The following is a 20,935-nucleotide window of genomic DNA, read 5'->3' as shown; positions in this document are numbered from 1 at the left end:
GAGGCAGCATGCGCATCGCTCTGTTCCAGGGCGCGCCCAAGCCACTGGACGTGCCCGGCAACCTGCAACGCTTGCGCCACCAGGCGCAACTGGCGGCCGAACGCGGCGCCCGGTTGCTGGTATGCCCGGAAATGTTCCTGACCGGCTACAACATCGGCCTGGCCCAGGTCGGGCGCCTGGCCGAGGCCGACGATGGCCCGGCAGCCATGGCGGTAGTGGAGATCGCCCAGGCGCACCGCATCGCCATCGTCTATGGCTACCCGGAGCGCGGCGATGACGGCGCGATCTACAACAGCGTGCAGTTGATCGATGCACAGGGTCGCAGCCTGGGCAACTATCGCAAGACCCACCTGTTCGGCGAACTGGACCGCTCGATGTTCAGCGCAGGCCCCGACCACTTTCCAGTGGTGGAACTGGAGGGCTGGAAGGTCGGCCTGCTGATCTGTTACGACATCGAGTTCCCGGAGAATGCCCGCCGCCTGGCGCTGGACGGTGCCGAACTGATCCTGGTGCCGACGGCGAACATGGCGCCGTACGACTTCGTCTGCCAGGTGACCGTGCGAGCACGGGCACAGGAGAACCAGTGCTACCTGGTGTATGCCAACTACTGCGGTGCGGAAGGCGAGATCCACTATTGTGGGCAGAGCAGCATCATCGGCCCCGATGGCAGCCTGCTGGCGATGGCCGGGCATGACGAATGCCAGTTGCTGGCCGAACTCCAGCATGACCGAGTGGTGCAGGGACGGGCGGCATTCCCCTACCTGACCGATCTGCGTCAGGAGCTGCACCTGCGTAAAAGCTGAAGGCCCTTTCGCGGGCATGCATCCCACAGGACCGAGGCTTGCTCCGGACCTGAGGGGCTTACCCGCAAAGAGGCCGAGCCTGCCAGCAAATGGGTTAGCATGGCATGCAACAACCGGAGCCCCTATGCCTGACGCCACCCGCCAACTGAGCCTAGCCAACGGCCTGCAGCTGACCCTGCGCCACGCCCCGCGCCTGAAGCGGTCGGCCGCGGCCCTGCGGGTGCACGCGGGCAGCCACGATGCCCCGGGCAAATGGCCCGGGCTTGCGCACTTTCTGGAACACCTGTTCTTCCTCGGCACCCCACGCTTCCCGCTTGAAGACGGCCTGATGCGCTACGTGCAGGCACTGGGCGGCCAGGTCAACGCCAGCACCTGGGAACGCACCACCGACTTTTTCTTCGAGGTGCCGCCCAGTGCCCTGGCAGGCGGGCTCGAGCGCTTGTGCCAGATGCTCGCCGAACCGGACCTGGGCATCGAGCGCCAACGTCGCGAACGCGAAGTGATCCATGCCGAGTTCATTGCCTGGTCACGCAACCCGCAAGCCCAGCAGCAGTTTGCCCTGCTGCAGGCGGTGGCGCCCGAGCATCCGCTGGCTGCCTTTCATGCCGGCAACCGCTACACCCTGGCCTTGCACGACCCGGCCTTCCAGCAAGCGTTGCAGGGTTTTCACCAGCGCTTCTACCAGGGCGGCCAAGTTACCCTGAGCCTCTGCGGCCCGCAGCCGCTGGATGAACTGGAACTGCTCGGCCGCCAGCATGCCGCGCAGTTCACCGCGGGTGCACGTGTACCTCAGGCCCTGCCACCGCCGCTGGCGGCCGCGACCCTGCCGCGGGTGTTCAGCCACGCGCAGCTGCCTGCGGGCGCCGAGCAAGCCCTGGAACTGCTGATCAGCTGCCTTGGCGACAGCCGCCCGGGCACCTGGCTGGCGGCCCTTCGCCAGCGTGGCTGGCTGCGGGGTTTCAAGGCCGAGGCGCTGTATGCGTACGCTGGGCAATTGTTGTGGCATATCGACCTGCAGCTTACCGAGGACGCCTGCCAAGAAGAGGTCGATGCCCTGTTGCAGGGTTGGTTCGGCTTCCTCCGCCAGGCCGCGGCAGAGCCATTGAATGCCGAATTCGAGTTGCTGCAGCAGAGCCGCGAACGCAGTGCCAGCGCCATTGAGCTGGCCCGACGGGACAGCGCCGGCCAAGCGTTCGCCGGTTTGCCTGGGCAAGCCCTGCAGGCCTTCCGTGCCCTGCTGGCAGGCCTGCCGAGTCGCGTGCATGGGCACTGGCAGTTACCCGCTGGCGAGCCCTTGCTCCAGGCCGAACTGCCTGCTGCCAGGCCGCAACCGCTGCCGGCGGCACTGCAGATCAGCGACCAGCTCCCCGGTACCCGCCAATACGCGGCACTGTACCTGCGCTGGCAGGTTCCCTCAGCCGCAGGCCAACAGTTGTACCCGGTCCTCGAACGCGCCTTGCAGCCGCTGCAGGAGCGCTGCGCCCGCGTGGCAGTGCAGCTGCAGTTCAGTGCCGCTGGCGAATACTGGCAACTGCGCTGCGCCGGGTTGCCGGCAGCGGTGCTACGCACCGTGCAGCAGGCCTTGACGCTGCTGGTATCGCCACCGGCCGACAGCTGGCAGGCGTCCTCGCCGCCGCCTGCGGCACTGATCCCGCTCAGGGCCCTGCTCAAGCAACTACCCGACGCGGTGCTGGGGGCGCTGCCGGCGCCTGGTGCGCCCGGCACGCTGGCACAAGCCCAGCTCGACAGCCTGTGGCAGCAGGCGCGCTGGCATGGCCTGGCGGTCGGCTTCGACGCCCCCCCCCTGAATGCGTTGGCGACGGCGCTGCTGCATTGCCCCGGCCAAGGTTCGGCGCCGGGCCCACTACCGGCCTGGGCCAACCACCGCTGGCAACAGGTCGACGCCCCCGGCAGTGAACATGCCCTGCTGCTGTTCTGCCCCTTGCCGGCGGCGATGGAAGCCGCTGGCCGCTTGCTCGCCCAAGCGCTGCAAGGGCCGGTTTATCAACGGCTGCGGGTAGAACTGCAGCTCGGCTATGCGGTATTCAGTGCCTTTCGTCAGGTCGAAGGGGTCGGCGGCCTGCTGTTCGGCGTGCAGTCGCCGCACACCAGCCAGGCGCAGATACTCGAACACCTGCTCACCTTGCTACGCCAGGGCGTTACCTTCGATCCGGCCGCTCGCCGGGCACTGGCCGGGCAATTCGCGGAACCTGCGATGGCCAACGAGGAAGTTGCCGAATGGGCATGGCAGACATGCCTGGCCACGCAAGCTGGTGGGCTGGATGCGCTGCGCAGGGCAATTATGGGCACCCAGCAGGCGGATCTGGATGACCTGCTGGACCACCTGCTCGGCAACGACAGCAGGTGGCTGTGCCTGGCCAACGCCGCCGCGCCAGATGGCGCCTGGTTGACCGCGACCGCGTGATTATTACGCTAGATGCAAGGACACTTTGCTAATAATTAACCTTTCGGTACACCTATTTCTTGTAAGATAGCGCAATCTCGAATCAAGGGAACCTCCAGCCCATGGCGGTACCCTAGTATTAGCTGACAAACCCAACCCTCATCCGGAAGGAGTAATTCCATGTGGACCAAACCTGCTTACACTGATCTTCGCATCGGCTTCGAAGTCACCATGTACTTCGCCAACCGCTAAGCCTGGCTTAGGGTTCAACGCCTCGGCCTGCCGGGGCGTTTTCGTTTATTCGCTACGGTTTTCTGCATAGAGAGTGGCCATGTATATCCAGGTTCTCGGTTCCGCCGCCGGTGGCGGGTTCCCTCAGTGGAACTGCAACTGCGTCAACTGCAAGGGCTACCGTGACGGCACCTTGCGGGCCACGGCACGCACCCAGTCGTCCATTGCCCTGTCGGACGACGGCGTGCACTGGGTACTGTGCAATGCCTCGCCCGATATCCGCGCCCAGCTCCAGGCCTTTGCGCCGATGCAACCGGCCCGCGCCCTGCGTGACACCGGCATCAACGCCATCGTGCTGCTGGACAGCCAGATCGACCACACCACCGGCCTGCTCAGCCTGCGCGAAGGCTGCCCGCACCAGGTATGGTGCACCGACATGGTCCACCAGGACCTGACCACCGGTTTTCCGCTGTTCAACATGCTCAGCCACTGGAACGGCGGCCTGCAATGGAACCGCATCGAACTACAAGGCAGCTTCGTGATCGACGCCTGCCCCAACCTGCTCTTCACCCCGTTCCCCCTGCGCAGCGCCGCACCGCCCTACTCGCCGCACCGCTTCGACCCGCACCCCGGCGACAACCTTGGCTTGCTGGTCGAGGACACCCGCACCGGCGGCAAGCTGTTCTACGCCCCAGGCCTGGGCCAGGTGGACGACAAGCTGCTGGCGATGATGGACGGCGCAGACTGCCTGCTGGTCGACGGCACCCTGTGGGAAGATGACGAGATGCAGCGCCGTGGCGTAGGCACCCGTACCGGGCGTGAAATGGGCCACCTGGCGCAGAATGGCCCTGGCGGCATGCTGGAGGTGCTCGAGGCCTTCCCGCGCCAGCGCAAGGTACTTATCCACATCAACAACACCAACCCGATCCTCGACGAAGACTCGCCCGAGCGTGCCGAAGTGCTGCGCCGGGGTGTGGAAGTGGCCTTCGACGGCATGAGTATCGAGTTGTAAGCACAGCCCTTGAGGTGACACAAACCCTGTGGGAGCGGGCATGCCCGCGAAAAATCCGACACGGTGTATGGCACCGGCTTCGCCGGTGTTCGCGGGCATGCCCGCTCCCACAGGGGGCGAGGTGAGCCGAGACTCAGCTATACAGGAGCCAGCCGAATGAGCGACGCACTGCCAATGTCCCCTGCCGAATTCGAGCAGGCCCTGCGCGCCAAGGGCGCCTACTACCATATCCATCATCCCTACCACGTGGCGATGTACCAGGGCCGCGCCACCCGCGAGCAGATCCAGGGCTGGGTGGCCAACCGCTTCTACTACCAGGTCAACATCCCGATGAAGGACGCCGCGATCCTGGCCAACTGCCCGGACCGCGAAGTACGTCGCGAGTGGATCCAGCGCCTGCTCGACCATGATGGCGCACCCGGCGAAGACGGCGGTATCGAAGCCTGGCTGCGCCTGGGCCAGGCCGTGGGCCTGGACCCGGACCAGCTACGCTCGCAGGAGCTGGTGCTGCCCGGCGTACGTTTTGCCGTGGACGCCTACGTCAACTTTGCCCGGCGGGCCAGCTGGCAGGAAGCGGCCAGCAGCTCGCTGACCGAGCTGTTCGCCCCGCAAATCCACCAGTCGCGCCTGGACAGCTGGCCGCAGCACTACCCGTGGATCGACCCGGCCGGCTACGAATACTTCCGCACCCGCCTGGGCCAGGCCCGGCGTGACGTCGAGCACGGCTTGGCGATTACCCTGCAGCACTACACCACCCGCGCAGGCCAGGAGCGTATGCTGGAGATCCTGCAGTTCAAGCTGGACATCCTCTGGAGCATGCTCGACGCCATGAGCATGGCCTACGAGCTGAACCGCCCGCCCTATCACTCCGTCACCCAGGAACGGGTATGGCACAAAGGGATCACCCTATGAGTTTCGATCGTAATCAAGTGCCGAACTGGCGCCCCGGCTACCGCTTCCAGTACGAACCGGCGCAAAAGGGCCACGTGTTGCTGTACCCCGAGGGCATGATCAAGCTCAACGACAGCGCAGCCCTTATCGGAGGCCTGATCGACGGCCAGCGCGACGTCGCCGCGATCATTGCCGAACTCGAACAACAGTTCCCCGGTGTCCCGCAAGTGGCCGACGACATCGAGCAGTTCATGGAGGTGGCCCGTGCCGAACACTGGATCGTCCTCGCCTGAGTTACCACCCACGCCCGCAGTCGGCCTGCCGCTGTGGCTGCTGGCCGAGCTGACCTACCGCTGCCCGCTGCAGTGCCCGTACTGCTCCAACCCGCTGGACTTCGCCGCCCAGGGTCAGGAGCTGAGCACCGCGCAGTGGTTCAAGGTAATGGCCGAAGCGCGGGAAATGGGCGCCGCGCAAATCGGCTTTTCCGGCGGCGAGCCGCTGGTGCGCCAGGACCTCGCCGAACTGATCGGCGAGGCGCGCCGGCTGGGTTACTACACCAACCTGATCACCTCGGGCATCGGCTTGACCGAGGCGCGCATCGCCGACTTCAAGAAGGCTGGCCTGGACCACATCCAGATCAGCTTCCAGGCCAGTGACGAGCAGGTGAACAACCTGTTGGCCGGCTCGAAGAAAGCCTTTGCGCAGAAGCTGGAAATGGCCCGTGCGGTGAAGGCCCACGGCTACCCGATGGTGCTCAACTTCGTCACCCATCGGCACAACATCGACAAGATCGACCGCATCATCGAGCTGTGCATCGCCCTGGAAGCGGACTTCGTCGAACTCGCCACCTGCCAGTTCTACGGCTGGGCCCACCTCAACCGCCTGGGCCTGCTGCCGACCCGCGCGCAGCTCGAACGGGCCGAACGCATCACCAACGAGTACCGCGACAAGCTCAAGGCCGAAGGCAACCCGTGCAAGCTGATCTTCGTCACCCCGGACTACTACGAAGAACGCCCCAAGGCCTGCATGAACGGCTGGGGTAGCCTGTTCCTTACCATTACCCCGGACGGCACCGCGCTACCGTGCCACGGCGCGCGTCAGCTGCCGGTGCAATTCCCCAACGTGCGCGACCACGACCTGCAGCATATCTGGTATGACTCGTTCGGCTTCAACCGCTTCCGTGGCTATGAGTGGATGCGCGAACCCTGCCGTTCCTGCGACGAGAAGGAAAAGGACTTCGGCGGCTGCCGTTGCCAGGCCTTCATGCTGACCGGCGATGCCAGCAACGCCGACCCCGTATGCGCCAAGTCGGCCGACCACGGCGTCATCCTCAAGGCCCGCGAGGAGGCGGAAAGCGCCCAGCTCGCGATTGAACAGATGACCTTCCGCAATGAGCGAAACTCCCGTGTCATCGCCCGCGGCTGAATTCAGTGCGGCTCAGGCAGTCGCGGCCGGCACAGACTTCGCCGAACTCAAGGTCAGCGCTGCCGGGCTGTTCTGGAACGAGTTCCGCCCCGCCGATGGCGCGTGCCGCATCTGGCATTGGCAGCACCAGCAGGCCCGCTGCCTGACACCTGATGGTTTCAGCGTGCGCAGCCGGGTCTATGAGTACGGTGGGGGGAGTTTCTGCCTGGGCGGCGACGGACTGCTGTTCGTCAACGAAAAGGACCAGCAGGTCTACACCCAGGGCCTGGCAGCAGCAGCGCCACGGCCTCTGAGCCACGACGCGAATTGCCGCTACGGCGACCTGCAGTGGCACGCCGGCCTGGTGCTGGCGGTCGAAGAGCGGCATGGCGAACGGGTCGAGCATCGACTGGTTGCCCTGGCGGAACGAAGCCGGCAGGTGCTTGCCGAAGGCGCCGACTTCTACGCCTCGCCCACCGTGAGTGCCGATGGCCAGCGCCTGGCGTGGATCGAGTGGGACCGCCCGGCGCAGCCCTGGACGGTCACCCGGCTGATGTGCCGCACGCGCGACAACAGCGGCCAATGGGGGCCCGCGCAGTATGTGGCCGGTGCCGACGAGTCACTGCAGCAGCCACGCTTCGATGCCCAAGGCCGGCTTTATTGCCTGTCCGACCGTAACGGCTTCTGGCAGCCCTGGGGTGAGCTTGATGGTGGTTGGCAGGCGCTGCCTGCCGAGCCGGCGGACCATGCCGCCGCCCCCTGGCAATTGGGCGCGAGCACCTGGTTGGCACTGGGGCAGCAGAGTTACCTGGCCAGCTGGTTCGAAGACGGCTTTGGGCAACTGGGGCTACGCACCGTCGATGGCCTGGAGCGATTCGCCAGTGCCTATACGCGCTTTCGCAGCCTGGCCATGGATGCCGACCACCTGTACGCCATAGCCGCCTCGCCGATAAGTCCGCCGGCAGTCATCAGCATCGACCGCAACAACCACCAGGTCAGCGTTCTGGCTGGTGGCGCGCAAGTGCTTGCAGCCACGCATATCAGCCTGCCGCAGCCGATCGACTATGGCAGCGAGGGCCACCAGGCGCACGGTTTTTTCTATCCGGCAGCCCGCTCGCAAGGGGCCACGCCGCTGGTGGTGTTCATCCATGGCGGGCCGACCTCGGCGTGTTATCCGGTGCTCGACCCGCGCGTGCAGTACTGGACCCAGCGCGGCTTCGCCGTAGCCGACCTCAATTACCGGGGCAGCACCGGCTACGGCCGGGAATACCGCCAGGCCCTGCACCTGCGCTGGGGGGAAAGCGATGTGGCCGATGCCTGTGCGGCTGTCGAACACCTGGCGGCACGTGGCTTGATCGACCGCAGCAAGGCGTTCATTCGCGGCGGTAGCGCCGGCGGCTATACCACGCTGTGCGCCTTGGCGTTTCATGATGTGTTCCGCGCCGGCGCCAGCCTGTACGGGGTCAGCGACCCGCTGGCGCTTGGCCGGGCCACGCACAAGTTCGAGGGCGACTACCTGGACTGGCTGATCGGTGACCCGCAGCATGACGCCGAGCGCTACCGCCAGCGCACGCCACTGCTGCATGCCGGGCAGATCGGGGTGCCGGTGATTTTCTTCCAGGGCGAACTGGATGCGGTGGTGGTGCCGGAGCAGACGCGCTCGATGCTGGCGGCGTTACAGGCCAACGGGATCGAGGCCGAAGGGCACTTCTATGCAGGCGAGCGGCACGGGTTCCGCAAGGCCGAGAACCTGGCGCACGCGCTGGAAGAAGAGTGGAAGTTCTATTGTCGGGTGTTGGGGGGGTGAGATTCGAGGGCCGCTTTGCGGCCCAGAAGGACTCAGCGCTTGGCGATGATGTACACCGCGTGCACGATCCCCGGAATGTAACCCAGCAGGGTCAGCAGAATGTTCAGCCAGAACGCCCCGCCGAACCCCACCTGCAGGAACACCCCCAGCGGCGGCAGGATGATGGCGATGATGATGCGTATGAAGTCCATGCGAGTCTCTCCTGAAGGGGTTACCTCACAGACTAGCCACTCGCCACAGAGGTTCCACGCGCAAAAAAAACGCCCCGGGCCGAATGAAACAGGCCAGGGGCGATGCGCAGGAACGCCAGACGGTTCGTAGAATTCTCGGTTTCGCCAACCCGCTATGCCGGCATTTCCCGGCGCGCCTGCTGGCGGGCGTGCAGGCGGGCAAAGGCGCGGGCCAGGCGCAGCAGCATTTCGTCGATGTTGCCCTTGCTCACGGTCAGGGCCGGCGAGAAGCGCACCACATCCGCCTGTGGCGCACTGAGCAGCAGGCCTTCGTGCAGGGCTGCACTCACCAGCTCCTGGGCCAGGCTCTCTTTCAGCTGCAGTGCCCACAGCAGACCCTGCCCGCGCACTTCCCCTTGGCCGTAACGCCCGGCCAGGCGGCTCAGGCCTTCGCGCAGGTGGCGCCCGTTGTCCTGCACTTGGGCAAAGAAGCCAGGCTCCTGCACGGCGTCCAGCACAGCCAGGCCTGCGGCACACATCAGCGCATTGCCATGGTGGCTACCCTGCAGTTCGCCAGGTTCGGCGCAGCACGCCGTGCCCCGGGCCAGCAACGCTGCCAGTGGCACACCGCCCCCCAGGCCTTTGCCCAAGGTGACGATGTCGGCACGCACGCCATAGCTTTCTTCGGCCAGCAGCGCACCACAGCGGCCGATGCCGGTCTGCACTTCGTCGAGGATCAGCAGGATGCCCAGCTCGCGGCAGAGGGTTTCCACCCCCTTGAGGTATTCCTGCGTCGCCGGGATGACACCCGCCTCGCCCTGGATCGGCTCCAGCATGATCGCCACGGTGCGCGAATTGACTTCGGCGTGCAGCGCCGCCAGGTCGTTGAACGGCACTTTGCTGAAGCCGGGCAGGCCGGGCTCGCAACGATTGCACGGCAATGGGTCGGATGCCGACAGCGCCCCCAGGCTACGGCCGTGGCACGCCTGGCTGGCGGTGATGATGTGATAGGCGCCGTTGCGGTGCAGCTGACCCCACTTGCGCGCCAGCTTGATCGCGCCCTCGCACGCTTCGGCACCGCTGTTGAGCAGGTAGGCCTGGTCGCTGCCGGTGCTCTGGCACAGGCGGTCGGCCAACTCCAGCAAACCACGGCTGCGGAAACCCGAACCCGGGTTGATCAGCGCCTGGGCCTGGTTGCCCAGTGCCTTGACCAGCACGCTGGGGCTGTGCCCCAGGCTGTTGACCGCGCCGCCCTGGGTGAAGTCCAGGTAGGCATGCCCGTCGTTGTCCCACAGCCAGGAACCCTGGCCACGTACGAATACCTGCGCGGCGCGTTCGCTGCCAGGCATCAGTCGCTCATGCGACAGCTGCGGCGCTTCCGGCACGATCACCGGCGCACGCTTGGGCTCGGCGACGGCGGAGAGGGCCGGGCGGCGCAGCTTGAACAGGTTCATCAGGGCTCCAACCAATCACGGTAGAAGGCGTTGTCGGTGCGGTCTGCTTGCCGCCACTCGATATTTTGCCTTTCCTATCAAAAGTGTTTTTCATCCAAGGTAACAATCGAATCATTGATTGCTGTAACCCTTTGGAATACAGCGATAGACTAGGCCTCGCGGGGGTTTTCGACCATTTCGTTTTTCCAGCATTTTCGATAAGTATCACTTATGGATTTTCGCCAACTGCGTTATTTCGTCGCGGTGTATGAAGAGGGGCATGTGGGCCGCGCCGCCGAGCGCCTGTCACTGTCCCAGCCGGCGCTTTCCCAACAGATCCGCCAGTTGGAGCACAGCCTCGACCTGAGCCTGTTCGAGCGCAGCAACAAGCGCCTGCTGCCGACCCTGGCCGCACACACCCTGTACAACCATGCCCTGCCGCTGCTCGACGGCCTGCAGCGCGCACACGAGGCGATGCGCAACTTCAAGGGCCAGTCGCTACGCACCCTGGCCATCGGTGTGCTGCAGACCGTGCGCCCCAGCCTCGTGCCGCAACTGCTCGAACGCCTGCGCAGGGCACAGCCGCACCTTGTGGTGCAGATCTACGAACTGTCGGGGCTGGAAATCGAACGGCGCCTGCTCAACGGTAGCCTGGACATCGGCATCAGTTACCTGCCGCCACGCCAGCCGGGGTTGCATGGCCTGTTGTTGTACGAAGATGAGCTGCAGTTGGTCATCCCCGCTACGCACCCGCTGAAGGACTTCAAGAAAGTGTCCATCCGCCAGGCCGCCGAGCTACCCATGCTGATGCTCGGGGAAGAATTCCAGATCCGCCAGATCTGGCAGGCGCAGCTGGCCAGCCAGGGGCGTCGGCCGCAGGTACAGGCGGAAATGAACAACATGGCCGGGATACTCGACAGCCTGGCCCACACGGCGTTGGCGACCATCCTGCCGGGCCGGGCCAAGGAGGCCGCCGAGGATGACCAGGCGTTGTTGTGGAAGCCTTTGAGCGAGCCGCGCGTGCCGCTGAAGGTGGGCTTGGTGTTTCGCGATGCCCAGCGCCAGCAGGCCTCAGTGGAGCTGCTGCGCACGCTGCTGGAGGAAGAAACCGACGCCCGCCTGTTGGGGACATCGCCACTGGATGTGCTCGCTTGAAAAAACGCGGGCACAAAGAAAACCCCGCCTAAGCGGGGTTTTCCAGACTGTTTCCCTGTGACATCCGTATCGCCCCGCCATCCTGGCAGGTGTTCCTTCGTTGTCTTCCGTGATCTGTACTTTGCGCTTCCTGCGCAACGTCCATGTGGGAAAGATTAACCGTGGATCCAATGTGAGAACAGTGGTGAAAAGTCACCACGTCATGTAGGAAAAAGCTTACACGAGCAGATTGTTCGCATGCCGGTTGGGAATCGAGGCCGCTGCGCGGCCCCATAACCTGTCAGAACTGCTCAGCATCCAGCAGGTACAGCGATTCACTGCCCGCCTTCACGGCAGCCACCAGCGAATCCACCCGTGGCAGCAACCGCGCAAAGTAGAACCGCGCCGTACCCAGCTTACCCGCGTAGAACGCCTCATCCCCGTCACCGGCCTGCGCCGCCCGCGCCATCAACGCCCACATGTAGGCGTAGGCCACATAGCCAAAGGCGTGCAGGTACTCGACCGAAGCCGCGCCGATCTCATTCGGGTTGCCCTTGGCCTGCTCCAGCACCCATTCGGTCAGCCCGTCGAGCTGGTCGAGGCCGGCCGCCAGCGGCTTGGCAAATTCCTCCAGCTGGCTACCTGCACTGGCAATGAACTGGCGAATCTCGTCGGAGAACAGGCGGTAGTACGCGCCACCACTGGCCACCACCTTGCGCCCCATCAGGTCCAGGGCCTGGATGCCATTGGTGCCTTCGTAGATCTGCGTGATACGCACATCGCGCACCAACTGCTCCTGCCCCCACTCGCGAATGTAGCCATGCCCGCCGAACACCTGCTGGCCGTGCACCGCGCACTCCAGGCCAAGGTCGGTGAGGAAGGCCTTGGCTACCGGCGTCAGCAATGCCACCAGCTCCTCGCTGCGCTTGCGCACGCCGGCGTCCTCGCTGTACTTGGCACTGTCCAGCTGCATGGCCACGTAGGTGGAGAAGGCTCGGCCACCTTCGATCAGTGCCTTCATGGTCAGCAACATCCGGCGTACATCCGGGTGGACGATGATCGGGTCGGCGGCCTTGTCCTTGGCTTGCGGCCCGGTCGGGGCGCGGCTCTGCAGGCGCTCGCGGGCGTATTCCACGGCGTTCTGGTAGCTGCGTTCGGCCGAGGCCAGGCCCTGGATACCCACGCCCAGGCGCTCGTAGTTCATCATGGTGAACATCGCCGCCAGGCCCTTGTTCGGCTCGCCGACCAGATAGCCGACGGCTTCGTCGAAGTTCATCACGCAGGTGGCAGAAGCCTGGATACCCATCTTGTGCTCGATGGAGCCGCAGGTGGCCGGGTTGCGCGCGCCGAGGCTGCCGTCTTCATTGACCAGGAACTTCGGCACCAGGAACAGCGAAATGCCTTTCGGCCCCGCCGGTGCATCTGGCAGCTTGGCCAGCACCAGGTGGATGATGTTCTCGGTCAGGTCGTGCTCACCCCCGGTAATGAAGATCTTGGTGCCGCTGACCTTGTAGCTGCCGTCGGCCTGTGGCTCGGCCTTGGTGCGGATGATGCCCAGGTCGGTACCCGCGTGCGGCTCGGTTAGGCACATGGAGCCCGCCCACACACCGGCGTACATGTTCGGCAGGTACTTTTCCTTCAGTGCTTCACTGGCGTGGGCATTGATCGACAGGCAGGCACCGGCGGTCAGCATCGGGTAAAGGCCGAACGCCAGGCTGGAGGCGTTGACCATTTCTTCTACCTGGGCCGAAATGGCCTTGGGCATGCCCATGCCGCCGAACATCGGGTCGCCACCCACCCCCACCCAGCCACCCTCGGCGTAGGTGTTGTAGGCCTCGATGAAGCCGGCCGGGGTGCGTACGGCACCATTGTCCCAGTGGCAGCCCTCTTCATCGGCGGCGCGGCTGAGCGGCGCGATGGACCTGGCAGTGACCTTGCCGGCTTCTTCCAACACCGCCATGGCTGTGTCGGCATCGACAACCTCGGCCAACCCGGGCAGTTGCGCCCACTGCTCGGCCACGTTGAAGACTTCATTCAGTACGAAGCGCATGTCGCGCACGGGCGCTTTATATTCAGCCATGACAACCTCTCGCTAGTCGGTCGGGGCGGTCTCGGGGAACCGCGACACTGGGTAACGAGCAGTGTAACCGAACAACTTTTACGACACATAGGGTCATCAACAGACCGTACAGTCAGTTTCAGTCACGCCATGCGCACCGCGCCACGCTGCGATTGTTGCCCGTGCACCATGACACAATTGCGCCCTGCGCTCTTTGCGCTATACAGCGCCTGGTCGGCGGATTTCAGCACAGCCTCGGGGTTGCGATGCTCGGCCTGGCGCTCGGCTACGCCGATGCTGATGGTGACCGACACCGTCCCACCGCTGCTGCCTGCACGCCGCTGGCGCCCGGCGGTATCGTCCTGCGGGCGGCTATGCGGGTCGCGCAGGTGCATCACGTAATTGGCGATCACCTCGCGCACCGCCTCCACGTGCGGCACGCATTCTTCGGCGGTCTTGCCAGCGAACACCAAGGCAAACTCCTCGCCACCATAACGGTAGGCCCGGCCACCGCCGGTCACCTTGGACAGGCGGCTGGCGACCAGGCGCAGCACCTGGTCGCCGACATCGTGGCCGTGGGTGTCGTTGAACTTCTTGAAGTGGTCCACATCGGTCATGGCGATCACGTAGTTGCGCCCCAGGCGTTGCATGCGCTCGTTCAGCGCGCGGCGCCCGGGCAGGCCGGTCAGCTCGTCGCGGAAGGCCATCTGGTAGGCCTCGTGGGCCACCGCAGCCGCGATCATCAGCATCACCTGGCTGCACATGATGTTCAGGGTGAACGGCAGGATGAAGGTTTGCGGCAACATCCAGAAAATACCCAGCAGGCCCGAGATCAACGCGGCGTGCAGCGGCCGGGGAGCGCGCAGGTACTGCACCACCAGCAGGATCAATACGCCGAGGAACAGCGGGTAGACCATCTGGATCAGGCTCATCCACTGGCCATGCAGGGACGGCCAACGGATTTCTGCCAGCCAGGTCAGCAGCGCTTCGGGATAGCTTTGCTCGAGGGCCAGCGCCACGCTGCCGACGGCAAACAGCACGGCGCCACGGGCGACCAGGTCCTGCAGCAAATGGGTGCGCTCCTGCCAGGCGCCATACAGTCCGAACAGGGCCGGCAGCAACAGGCACACCAAGTGGAAGACCAACGCCGCATCCTCGCGTACGCGACCATGGTCACGGTAGAAGTCGGTCTGGGTGTCGAGCAAAAAGTAGGCGATATACACCGTGAGCATCAGGAACAGCTCGCGCTGGCGACGGTATACCGCGCAATAGGCGCCGCCCAGCAGCAGGACCAAGGTGGGCAGGACATTGAACAGCGATGTGAAAAAGACACTGAGGTCTCTCACATAAGCCGCGGCGAGGCCTGCCAGCAACAGGATCAGCGAAGGCAGGAAGTGGCTCGCGCGAACAGCATTAAGACGAAGCAAGGGTAATCTCCAACCCGGCAGATCAATGGTGGCATTGTGCCCATACTTCATCGGCAGTGCACATGAACAGTTGAATTTCAAATCAGGCACTGCCCCTGCAAAAGGGGCCGCGCCGGGCCTGAAACACAAAAAAACCCGCCTGCCGGTGAAGGCAGGCGGGTTTCAGTTACAACTGTTGAATCAGTAGGACAGGCCGAAGCTTTCCTCGTCCATCGCCATCAGGTTGTCGGCACCCGACAGCATCGCTGCCACATGGGTACGGGTACGCGGCAGGATACGCTGGAAGTAGAAGCGCGCAGTCTGCAGCTTGGCGGTGTAGAACGCCGCTTCGCTGGTGCCGGCAGCCAGCTTCTCGGCGGCCAGGCGGGCGATGTCGGCCCAGAAGTAGGCCAGGCAGGCATAACCGGAATACATCAGGTAGTCGACCGAGGCCGCGCCCACTTCTTCACGGTCCTTCATGGCGGCCATGCCCACTTTCATGGTCAGCTCACCCCATTCCTTGTTCAGAGCCGCCAGCGGTTCGACGAACTCCTTCACCGCATCGTTGCCTTCCTGCGCCTGGCAGAACTTGTGCACGATCTTGGTGAAGCCCTTCAGCGCTTCGCCCTGGGTCATCAGTACCTTGCGGCCAAGCAGGTCCAGGGCCTGGATGCCGGTGGTGCCTTCGTACAGCATGGAGATACGGCTGTCGCGCACGTTCTGCTCCATGCCCCACTCGGCGATGAAACCGTGGCCGCCGTAGATCTGCACGCCATGGTTGGCGGCCTCGAAGCCGACTTCGGTCATGAACGCCTTGGCGATCGGGGTGAGGAAGGCCAGCAGGGCATCGGCCTTCTTGCGCTCCTCTTCATCCTGGCTGTACTTGACGATGTCCACTTGCTTGGCGGTGAAATACACCATTGCACGGTTGCCTTCGGCGAAGGCCTTCATGGTCAGCAGCATGCGACGCACGTCGGGGTGGACGATGATCGGGTCAGCCGCCTTGTCCGGTGCTTTCGGGCCAGTCAGCGAACGCATCTGCAGGCGCTCACGGGCGTACTTCAGGCCGCCCTGGAAGGCCACTTCGGCATGCGCCAGGCCTTGCAGTGCGGTACCCAGCCGGGCGGTGTTCATGAACGTGAACATGCAGTTCAGGCCTTTGTTGGCCGGGCCGATCAGGAAGCCGGTGGCGCCGTCGAAGTTCATCACGCAGGTAGCGTTGCCGTGGATGCCCATCTTGTGCTCGATCGAGCCGCAGCTGACGCCGTTGCGCTCACCCACGCCGCCTTCGGCGTCAGGCAGGAACTTCGGCACGATGAACAGCGAGATGCCCTTGGTGCCGGCCGGTGCATCCGGCAGGCGGGCCAGGACGATATGGACGATGTTATCGGCCATGTCGTGCTCACCGGCGGAAATGAAGATCTTGGTACCCGACACCTTGTAGCTGCCGTCGGCCTGGGGCTCGGCCTTGGTGCGCAGCATTCCCAGGTCGGTACCGCAGTGCGGTTCGGTCAGGCACATGGTGCCGGTCCACTCGCCAGAGACCAGCTTGGTCAGGTAGGTGTGCTGCTGCTCAGGGGTACCGTGCGCGGAAATGGTGTTCATCGCGCCATGGGACAGGCCAGGGTACATGCCCCACGACCAGTTCGCCCCACCGACCATTTCGCTCAGGGCCAGGCCCAGCGACTCCGGCAGGCCCTGGCCACCATGCTCGACATCATGCGCCAGGCTCGGCCAGCCGCCTTCGACGAACTGCTGGTAGGCCTCTTTGAAGCCAGTCGGGGTTTTCACGCCCGATTCGCTCCAGGTGCAACCTTCCTGGTCACCCACACGGTTCAGCGGCGACAGCACCTGCTCACAGAACTTCGCGCCTTCTTCAAGGATCGCGTCGACCATGTCGGGCGTGGCGTCCTGGCAACCCGGCAGGCTCTGATAGTGCGCCTCATAGCCGAGCAGTTCGTCACGAACGAAGCGGATATCACGCAAGGGGGCTTTGTAGTCAGGCATTGCGATGAACCTCTAGGTGAGTTCTGTGGGGTGACGCGCGCCATGCGGCAACGATCAAACAGTTGTTTGAAACTTACGTTTAGCTCCGTCTTATGTCAAGGATGGACTATGGTGCCATTTACGCCACGAAAAATGGCAAAAACGCCAAGCCATGACACAACCCCTGTGGGAGCGGGTTTACCCGCGAATGGGCCAGCCCGGAAAACAGAGATGTCCGGGCGGACGCATTCGCGGGCAAAGCCGCTCCCACAGGGATAGCGTCGGGTTCGGGAAAGGCCGCCGTATCAGGCGTAGGTATCGATGAACCGGCCGAGCATTTCGTCGGATGCCTTGGCGATCTTCACGCCAAGCTCGACCTCATGTTTGCCCACGGCCAATTGCACGGTGCTGGTGGCGAGGTCCATCTGCTGGCTGCGGTCGACCGCGCGCAAGCGTTCAGCCTGAAAGTCGCTGGACTGGCTGGTGGCAGAACGTTCGGCGGTGGTATTGGCAATCTGGCTGGCAGCCTGATCGACGCGGTTCTGGCCGGTCTGGATTGCGCTCAGGCCTGCGTAGTAGGCGGAGCTACCGGTGATTTCCATGTCAGGACTCCATTGACGCTGGATGACGAACAGGCCCAATTAAAGCAGGCCGGGCGCAAAAAGGCCCGTTTAAATCCCTAATGGCCTGGTGCCATTCGATAGGCCCTGGGTATACCTGGTAGCCCGATTACCTGAACCCCGCGCAGTACCTGCCGGAGCGGCCGTGCCCGCGGAGGGGCCTGGCCTGGAACCGCCTAATCCAGCAGATCCAGCTGCAGATGCTCGGCCACCATATCGGCGCTGGCCTGCTTGAGCTTGGGCACCCGCCCCAGGCAAGGCGCCGGCAACCGCTCAGCCAGGCTGGCCAGGTTCTCTTCCAGCCGCGAAGTACGGGGTTCGATGATGTTCGCTACCCATCCCACCAGTTGCAGCCCGTCACGGGCGATTGCCTCGGCGCTGAGCAGGGCATGGCTGATGCACCCCAGCCGCACCCCCACTACGAGGATCACCGGCAGCTTGAGGGCAATGGCCAGGTCGGACAGGTTGGCCTGCCCCGACAACGGCACGCGCCAGCCGCCGGCCCCTTCGATCAGGGTGAAATCGGCATTCTGTTGCAGCACATTGCGCATCGCCGCGAGCAGCTCCGGTACCGCAAGGGTCACCCCCGCCTCACGTGCTGCCACATGGGGTGCGATAGCCGGCTCGAAGGCAAACGGGTTGACCTGCTCGTAGGGCAGCTTGATCGAGCTTTCATCGATCAGCGCCTGGGCATCGCTGTTGCGCAGCCCTTTCGCCGTCATCGTGCAACCCGACGCCACCGGCTTGGCCCCCAGCGTACTCAAGCCTTGCAGGCGCGCCGCATGCAACAGCCCGGCAGCGATGGTGGTCTTGCCAACGTCGGTATCGGTACCGGCAATGAAATAGGCCTGGCTCATCTCGCTCCCCTCACGCCTGTGTCTTGCGCAACACACCATAGACCACTTGATAAGTGGCTGGCAGCCCTTGAGGCTGGCGAAACGCCTCGTAGGCCTGCAGCAAGCCCTGCATGCGCGCCCGGCCCGTCAGCCCGGACGGCCGCCCTGGGTTCAGGTTGTGCGCACCCAGGGCCTTCAGTTCGTGGGTCAGGCTGCGCACATCAGGGTAGTGCAGCACATGCGGGCAACGCTGCAGTTGGAGTTGCTCGAGGCCGCTGGCCGCGCACAGCCGCTGGTAGTCTTCGAAGCGACGGAAGCGGTTCACATGCACCAGGCCATCCACCGCCTGCCAACTGGCGCACAGTTCATCCAGGGTACCCACGCACAGGCTACTGAAGGCCAGCACACCGCCCGGTCGCAATACCCGCCGCGCTTCTGCCAGCACGCTGGCAAACTGGTCGCACCATTGCACCGCCAGGCTGGAAAACACCAGGTCGACGCTGGCATCCCGCAACGGCAAGCGCTCGGCATCGCCAGCGACGTGATAGTGCGCCCCACCTTGCTCGTTGCGCGCATGGCGCAGCATGCCTTCGGCGATATCCACCGCCACGCCGCTGGCGGCGGCGAAACGCTCGGCCAGCGCCCGGCTGAAGTGGCCGGTGCCGCTGCCCAGGTCCAGCCAGCGCGACGGCTGCAGGCCTTGCGGCAACTGCGCCAGCAGGTTCAGGCCCACGGCACGCTGCAGCGCCGCCACGCTGTCATAGCTGGCCGCAGCGCGGGAGAACGAAGCCGCCACCTGGCGCTTGTCGGGCAGTGCGCCAGGCAGGGTCGGACGGGAAAGGTCAGTCATCGCCACTCTCATGCAGGAAACTCTTGATGCCCGCCGCCAGCTCCTGCGGGTACTCCAGCAGGAACGCGTGGGAACTGTCTTCGACCAGGCCCACTTCCACATCAGGCAACAGCTCGCTCAGGGCTTTAGCCGCTTCTGCCGGCACCAGTGCGTCGCTGCCGGCGAACAGGTGCAGCTGCGGGCCGGCGTAGGCCTGCAGGGCTTCGCGGGTATCCAGCTTGGCCAGCACTTCCAGGCCGGTGGCCAGGTACAACGGGTCGGTGTCCGGCACGCCGATACCCAACTGGCGCAGCAGGGTACGGGGTTGCTGGGCACCGTCGCTGCATAGCGTACGGAACCGCTTGAGGGTGACCTGGGTATGGCTACGGCAGCCGTCGAGGAAGGTGCCGAAGGTATCTTCGGCCATGCCGTGGGGCCAGCCCGGGCGCACGACGAAACTAGGGTTGCTGGCCAGGGTCAGCAGGCCACAGCAGTGGTCGCCGCGCTTGTGCGCCAGGGCGCTGGCCAGCATCCCGCCGAACGACCAGCCACCCAGCCAGGCATCGTTCGGCAGCTTGCGATCGAGGTACTCGATCCAGGCCTGGACATCGCTGTGAGGCAGCTCCGGCAGGGGCATCAGCTCTACCTGCAGGCGGGCGTCCTGGCCGCGCAGGCTGGCGGCCAGCGGCTCCAGGGACGCAGTGCCCAGGCCCCAGCCGGGCAACAGAACAAGTCGATTACGCATCGGCGCTCTCCAACTGTGGATAACACTCGGCCAATGCATTCAACAATAGCTGCACCTGCGCCTCACTGTGGGCGGCGCTCAAGGTCACCCGCAGGCGTGCGCTACCCGCCGGTACAGTAGGCGGGCGGATGGCCGTCACCAGCAGGCCGCGCTCGCGCAGCATGCGCGACAGGCGCAGGGCCTGCGCGCTGTCGCCGATGACGATCGGCTGAATCGGCGTCGGGCTGTCCATCAATTGCAGCCCGATCTGCTGCGCGCCCTCGCGGAACTGGCGAATCAACGCCGCCAGGTGCTCGCGGCGCCAGGTTTCGCGGCGCAACAGTTCCAGGCTTTTCAGCGTGGCGCAGGCCAGCGCCGGTGGCTGGCTGGTGGTGTAGATGTAGGGGCGGGCGAATTGCACCAGCGCCTCGATCAGTTCTTCGCTGCCAGCGACAAAGGCACCGGCGGTACCGCACGCCTTGCCCAGCGTGCCAATCAACACCGGAACCTCATCCACGCCCAGGCCGAAGTGCTCGACGACACCGCCGCCCTGATTGCCGAGGGAGCCCAGGCCATGGGCATCGTCGACCATCAGCCACGCGCCGCGCGCCTTGGCGACAGCGGCCAGTGCCGGCAGGTCGGCCAGGTCACCGTCCATGCTGAACACGCCATCGGTCACCACCAGGGTATTGCCGACCGCCTTGTCCAGGCGGCTGGCCAGGCTGGCCGGGTCGTTGTGCAGGTAGCGGCTGAAACGGGCCCCGCTGAGCAGCCCGCCATCCAGCAGCGAAGCGTGGTTCAAACGGTCCTGCAGCACCGTGTCACCCTGCCCCACCAGCGCAGTGATAGCGCCCAGGTTGGCCATGTAGCCGGTGGAGAACAGCAGCGCGCGCGGGCGCCCGGTGAGTTCGGCCAGGGCCTCTTCCACCTGATGGTGCGGGGTGCTGTGGCCGACCACCAGGTGCGAGGCGCCACCACCGACGCCCCAGCGCTCGGCGCCGGCCTGCCAGGCGGCAATCACCTGCGGGTGGTTGGCCAGGCCCAGGTAATCGTTGCTGCAGAAGGCCAGCAGGGGCTGGCCGTCGACCACCACTTGCGGCCCCTGCGGGCTCTGCAGCAGTGGCCGCTGCCGATACAGGTCCGCCGCGCGCCGTTCGGCCAGGCGCGCGGCCAGGTCGAAGGCCAT

General features: G+C 65.0%; 19 protein-coding genes. 9 read left to right on the top strand and 10 right to left on the bottom strand.

Going from position 1 to position 20,935, the window contains the following annotated elements; genetic code table 11:
- The first annotated feature begins 8 nt into the window (after positions 1 to 8).
- From JKP78_RS19520 to JKP78_RS19485, 8 genes are all read left to right on the top strand, one after another.
- Positions 9 to 803, top strand: coding sequence for a carbon-nitrogen hydrolase family protein (locus JKP78_RS19520; protein ID WP_200627292.1), 795 nt, complete (start codon positions 9 to 11; stop codon positions 801 to 803).
- 124 nt (positions 804 to 927) lie between these two features.
- Positions 928 to 3,228 (top strand): pyrroloquinoline quinone biosynthesis protein PqqF, encoded by a 2,301-nt coding sequence (pqqF, locus tag JKP78_RS19515; RefSeq protein ID WP_200627290.1) that lies wholly within the window; start codon positions 928 to 930, stop codon positions 3,226 to 3,228.
- Between the two features lie 159 nt (positions 3,229 to 3,387).
- Positions 3,388 to 3,459 (top strand): pyrroloquinoline quinone precursor peptide PqqA, encoded by a 72-nt coding sequence (gene pqqA, locus JKP78_RS19510; protein WP_003243383.1) that lies wholly within the window; start codon positions 3,388 to 3,390, stop codon positions 3,457 to 3,459.
- A 79-nt stretch (positions 3,460 to 3,538) separates the two neighbouring features.
- On the top strand, positions 3,539 to 4,450 hold the full coding sequence (gene pqqB, locus JKP78_RS19505; protein WP_186690545.1) for a pyrroloquinoline quinone biosynthesis protein PqqB: 912 nt from the start codon (positions 3,539 to 3,541) through the stop codon (positions 4,448 to 4,450).
- Between the two features lie 156 nt (positions 4,451 to 4,606).
- On the top strand, positions 4,607 to 5,362 hold the full coding sequence (pqqC, locus tag JKP78_RS19500) for a pyrroloquinoline-quinone synthase PqqC (protein ID WP_003255592.1): 756 nt from the start codon (positions 4,607 to 4,609) through the stop codon (positions 5,360 to 5,362).
- Positions 5,359 to 5,634: a pyrroloquinoline quinone biosynthesis peptide chaperone PqqD gene (gene pqqD / locus JKP78_RS19495; protein ID WP_186690540.1), complete on the top strand. Its 276-nt coding sequence runs from the start codon at positions 5,359 to 5,361 to the stop codon at positions 5,632 to 5,634. Before pqqC ends, pqqD begins: the two co-directional genes overlap by 4 nt.
- A complete protein-coding gene (pqqE, locus tag JKP78_RS19490) occupies positions 5,606 to 6,766 on the top strand; it encodes a pyrroloquinoline quinone biosynthesis protein PqqE (RefSeq protein ID WP_200627288.1) in 1,161 nt (386 codons plus the stop codon). The genes pqqD and pqqE overlap by 29 nt, the downstream gene beginning before the upstream one ends.
- The gene (locus JKP78_RS19485; RefSeq protein ID WP_200627286.1) at positions 6,732 to 8,552 is read left to right on the top strand and encodes an alpha/beta hydrolase family protein; all 1,821 of its coding nucleotides are present in this window, start codon (positions 6,732 to 6,734) and stop codon (positions 8,550 to 8,552) included. Before pqqE ends, JKP78_RS19485 begins: the two co-directional genes overlap by 35 nt.
- A 32-nt stretch (positions 8,553 to 8,584) precedes the next feature.
- Here the strand turns inward: JKP78_RS19485 and JKP78_RS19480 are convergent, their stop codons facing one another.
- Complete coding sequence (locus JKP78_RS19480; protein WP_009681539.1) at positions 8,585 to 8,743, bottom strand: YqaE/Pmp3 family membrane protein; 159 nt, start codon at positions 8,741 to 8,743, stop codon at positions 8,585 to 8,587.
- Between the two features lie 152 nt (positions 8,744 to 8,895).
- Positions 8,896 to 10,176, bottom strand: a complete 1,281-nt coding sequence (locus tag JKP78_RS19475; protein ID WP_186690537.1) for an aspartate aminotransferase family protein — start codon at positions 10,174 to 10,176, stop codon at positions 8,896 to 8,898.
- A gap of 210 nt (positions 10,177 to 10,386) precedes the next feature.
- Here JKP78_RS19475 and JKP78_RS19470 point away from each other — a divergent pair, with 210 nt between their 5' ends.
- Positions 10,387 to 11,310 carry a LysR family transcriptional regulator gene (locus JKP78_RS19470; RefSeq protein WP_170027924.1) on the top strand — a complete coding sequence of 308 codons (924 nt, stop codon included), beginning with the start codon at positions 10,387 to 10,389 and terminating at the stop codon, positions 11,308 to 11,310.
- Positions 11,311 to 11,590: 280 nt separating this feature from the next.
- Here JKP78_RS19470 and JKP78_RS19465 read toward each other — a convergent pair whose 3' ends face one another.
- The 8 genes from JKP78_RS19465 to bioF all read right to left on the bottom strand — a co-directional run bounded on the left by JKP78_RS19465 (position 11,591) and on the right by bioF (position 20,935).
- The gene (locus JKP78_RS19465; RefSeq protein WP_200627284.1) at positions 11,591 to 13,369 is read right to left on the bottom strand and encodes an acyl-CoA dehydrogenase C-terminal domain-containing protein; all 1,779 of its coding nucleotides are present in this window, start codon (positions 13,367 to 13,369) and stop codon (positions 11,591 to 11,593) included.
- A gap of 122 nt (positions 13,370 to 13,491) precedes the next feature.
- Positions 13,492 to 14,775, bottom strand: coding sequence for a GGDEF domain-containing protein (locus JKP78_RS19460; RefSeq protein WP_200627282.1), 1,284 nt, complete (start codon positions 14,773 to 14,775; stop codon positions 13,492 to 13,494).
- Between the two features lie 180 nt (positions 14,776 to 14,955).
- On the bottom strand, positions 14,956 to 16,761 hold the full coding sequence (locus JKP78_RS19455) for a phenylacyl-CoA dehydrogenase (protein ID WP_186690533.1): 1,806 nt from the start codon (positions 16,759 to 16,761) through the stop codon (positions 14,956 to 14,958).
- A gap of 284 nt (positions 16,762 to 17,045) precedes the next feature.
- On the bottom strand, positions 17,046 to 17,342 hold the full coding sequence (locus JKP78_RS19450) for a pyrroloquinoline quinone biosynthesis protein PqqE (RefSeq protein ID WP_170027920.1): 297 nt from the start codon (positions 17,340 to 17,342) through the stop codon (positions 17,046 to 17,048).
- A 194-nt stretch (positions 17,343 to 17,536) separates the two neighbouring features.
- A complete protein-coding gene (bioD, locus tag JKP78_RS19445) occupies positions 17,537 to 18,217 on the bottom strand; it encodes a dethiobiotin synthase (protein ID WP_170027919.1) in 681 nt (226 codons plus the stop codon).
- Between the two features lie 10 nt (positions 18,218 to 18,227).
- Positions 18,228 to 19,046 carry a malonyl-ACP O-methyltransferase BioC gene (gene bioC, locus JKP78_RS19440; RefSeq protein WP_200627280.1) on the bottom strand — a complete coding sequence of 273 codons (819 nt, stop codon included), beginning with the start codon at positions 19,044 to 19,046 and terminating at the stop codon, positions 18,228 to 18,230.
- The gene (locus JKP78_RS19435) at positions 19,039 to 19,770 is read right to left on the bottom strand and encodes an alpha/beta fold hydrolase (RefSeq protein WP_170027917.1); all 732 of its coding nucleotides are present in this window, start codon (positions 19,768 to 19,770) and stop codon (positions 19,039 to 19,041) included. The genes bioC and JKP78_RS19435 overlap by 8 nt, the downstream gene beginning before the upstream one ends.
- Positions 19,763 to 20,935 (bottom strand): 8-amino-7-oxononanoate synthase, encoded by a 1,173-nt coding sequence (bioF, locus tag JKP78_RS19430; protein ID WP_186690526.1) that lies wholly within the window; start codon positions 20,933 to 20,935, stop codon positions 19,763 to 19,765. The genes JKP78_RS19435 and bioF overlap by 8 nt, the downstream gene beginning before the upstream one ends.

The sequence above is a fragment of the Pseudomonas sp. LAM2023 genome, from assembly GCF_016620375.1.
Taxonomy (GTDB): domain Bacteria; phylum Pseudomonadota; class Gammaproteobacteria; order Pseudomonadales; family Pseudomonadaceae; genus Aquipseudomonas; species Aquipseudomonas anuradhapurensis.
This window is presented reverse-complemented; position numbering and strand designations above follow the sequence as displayed.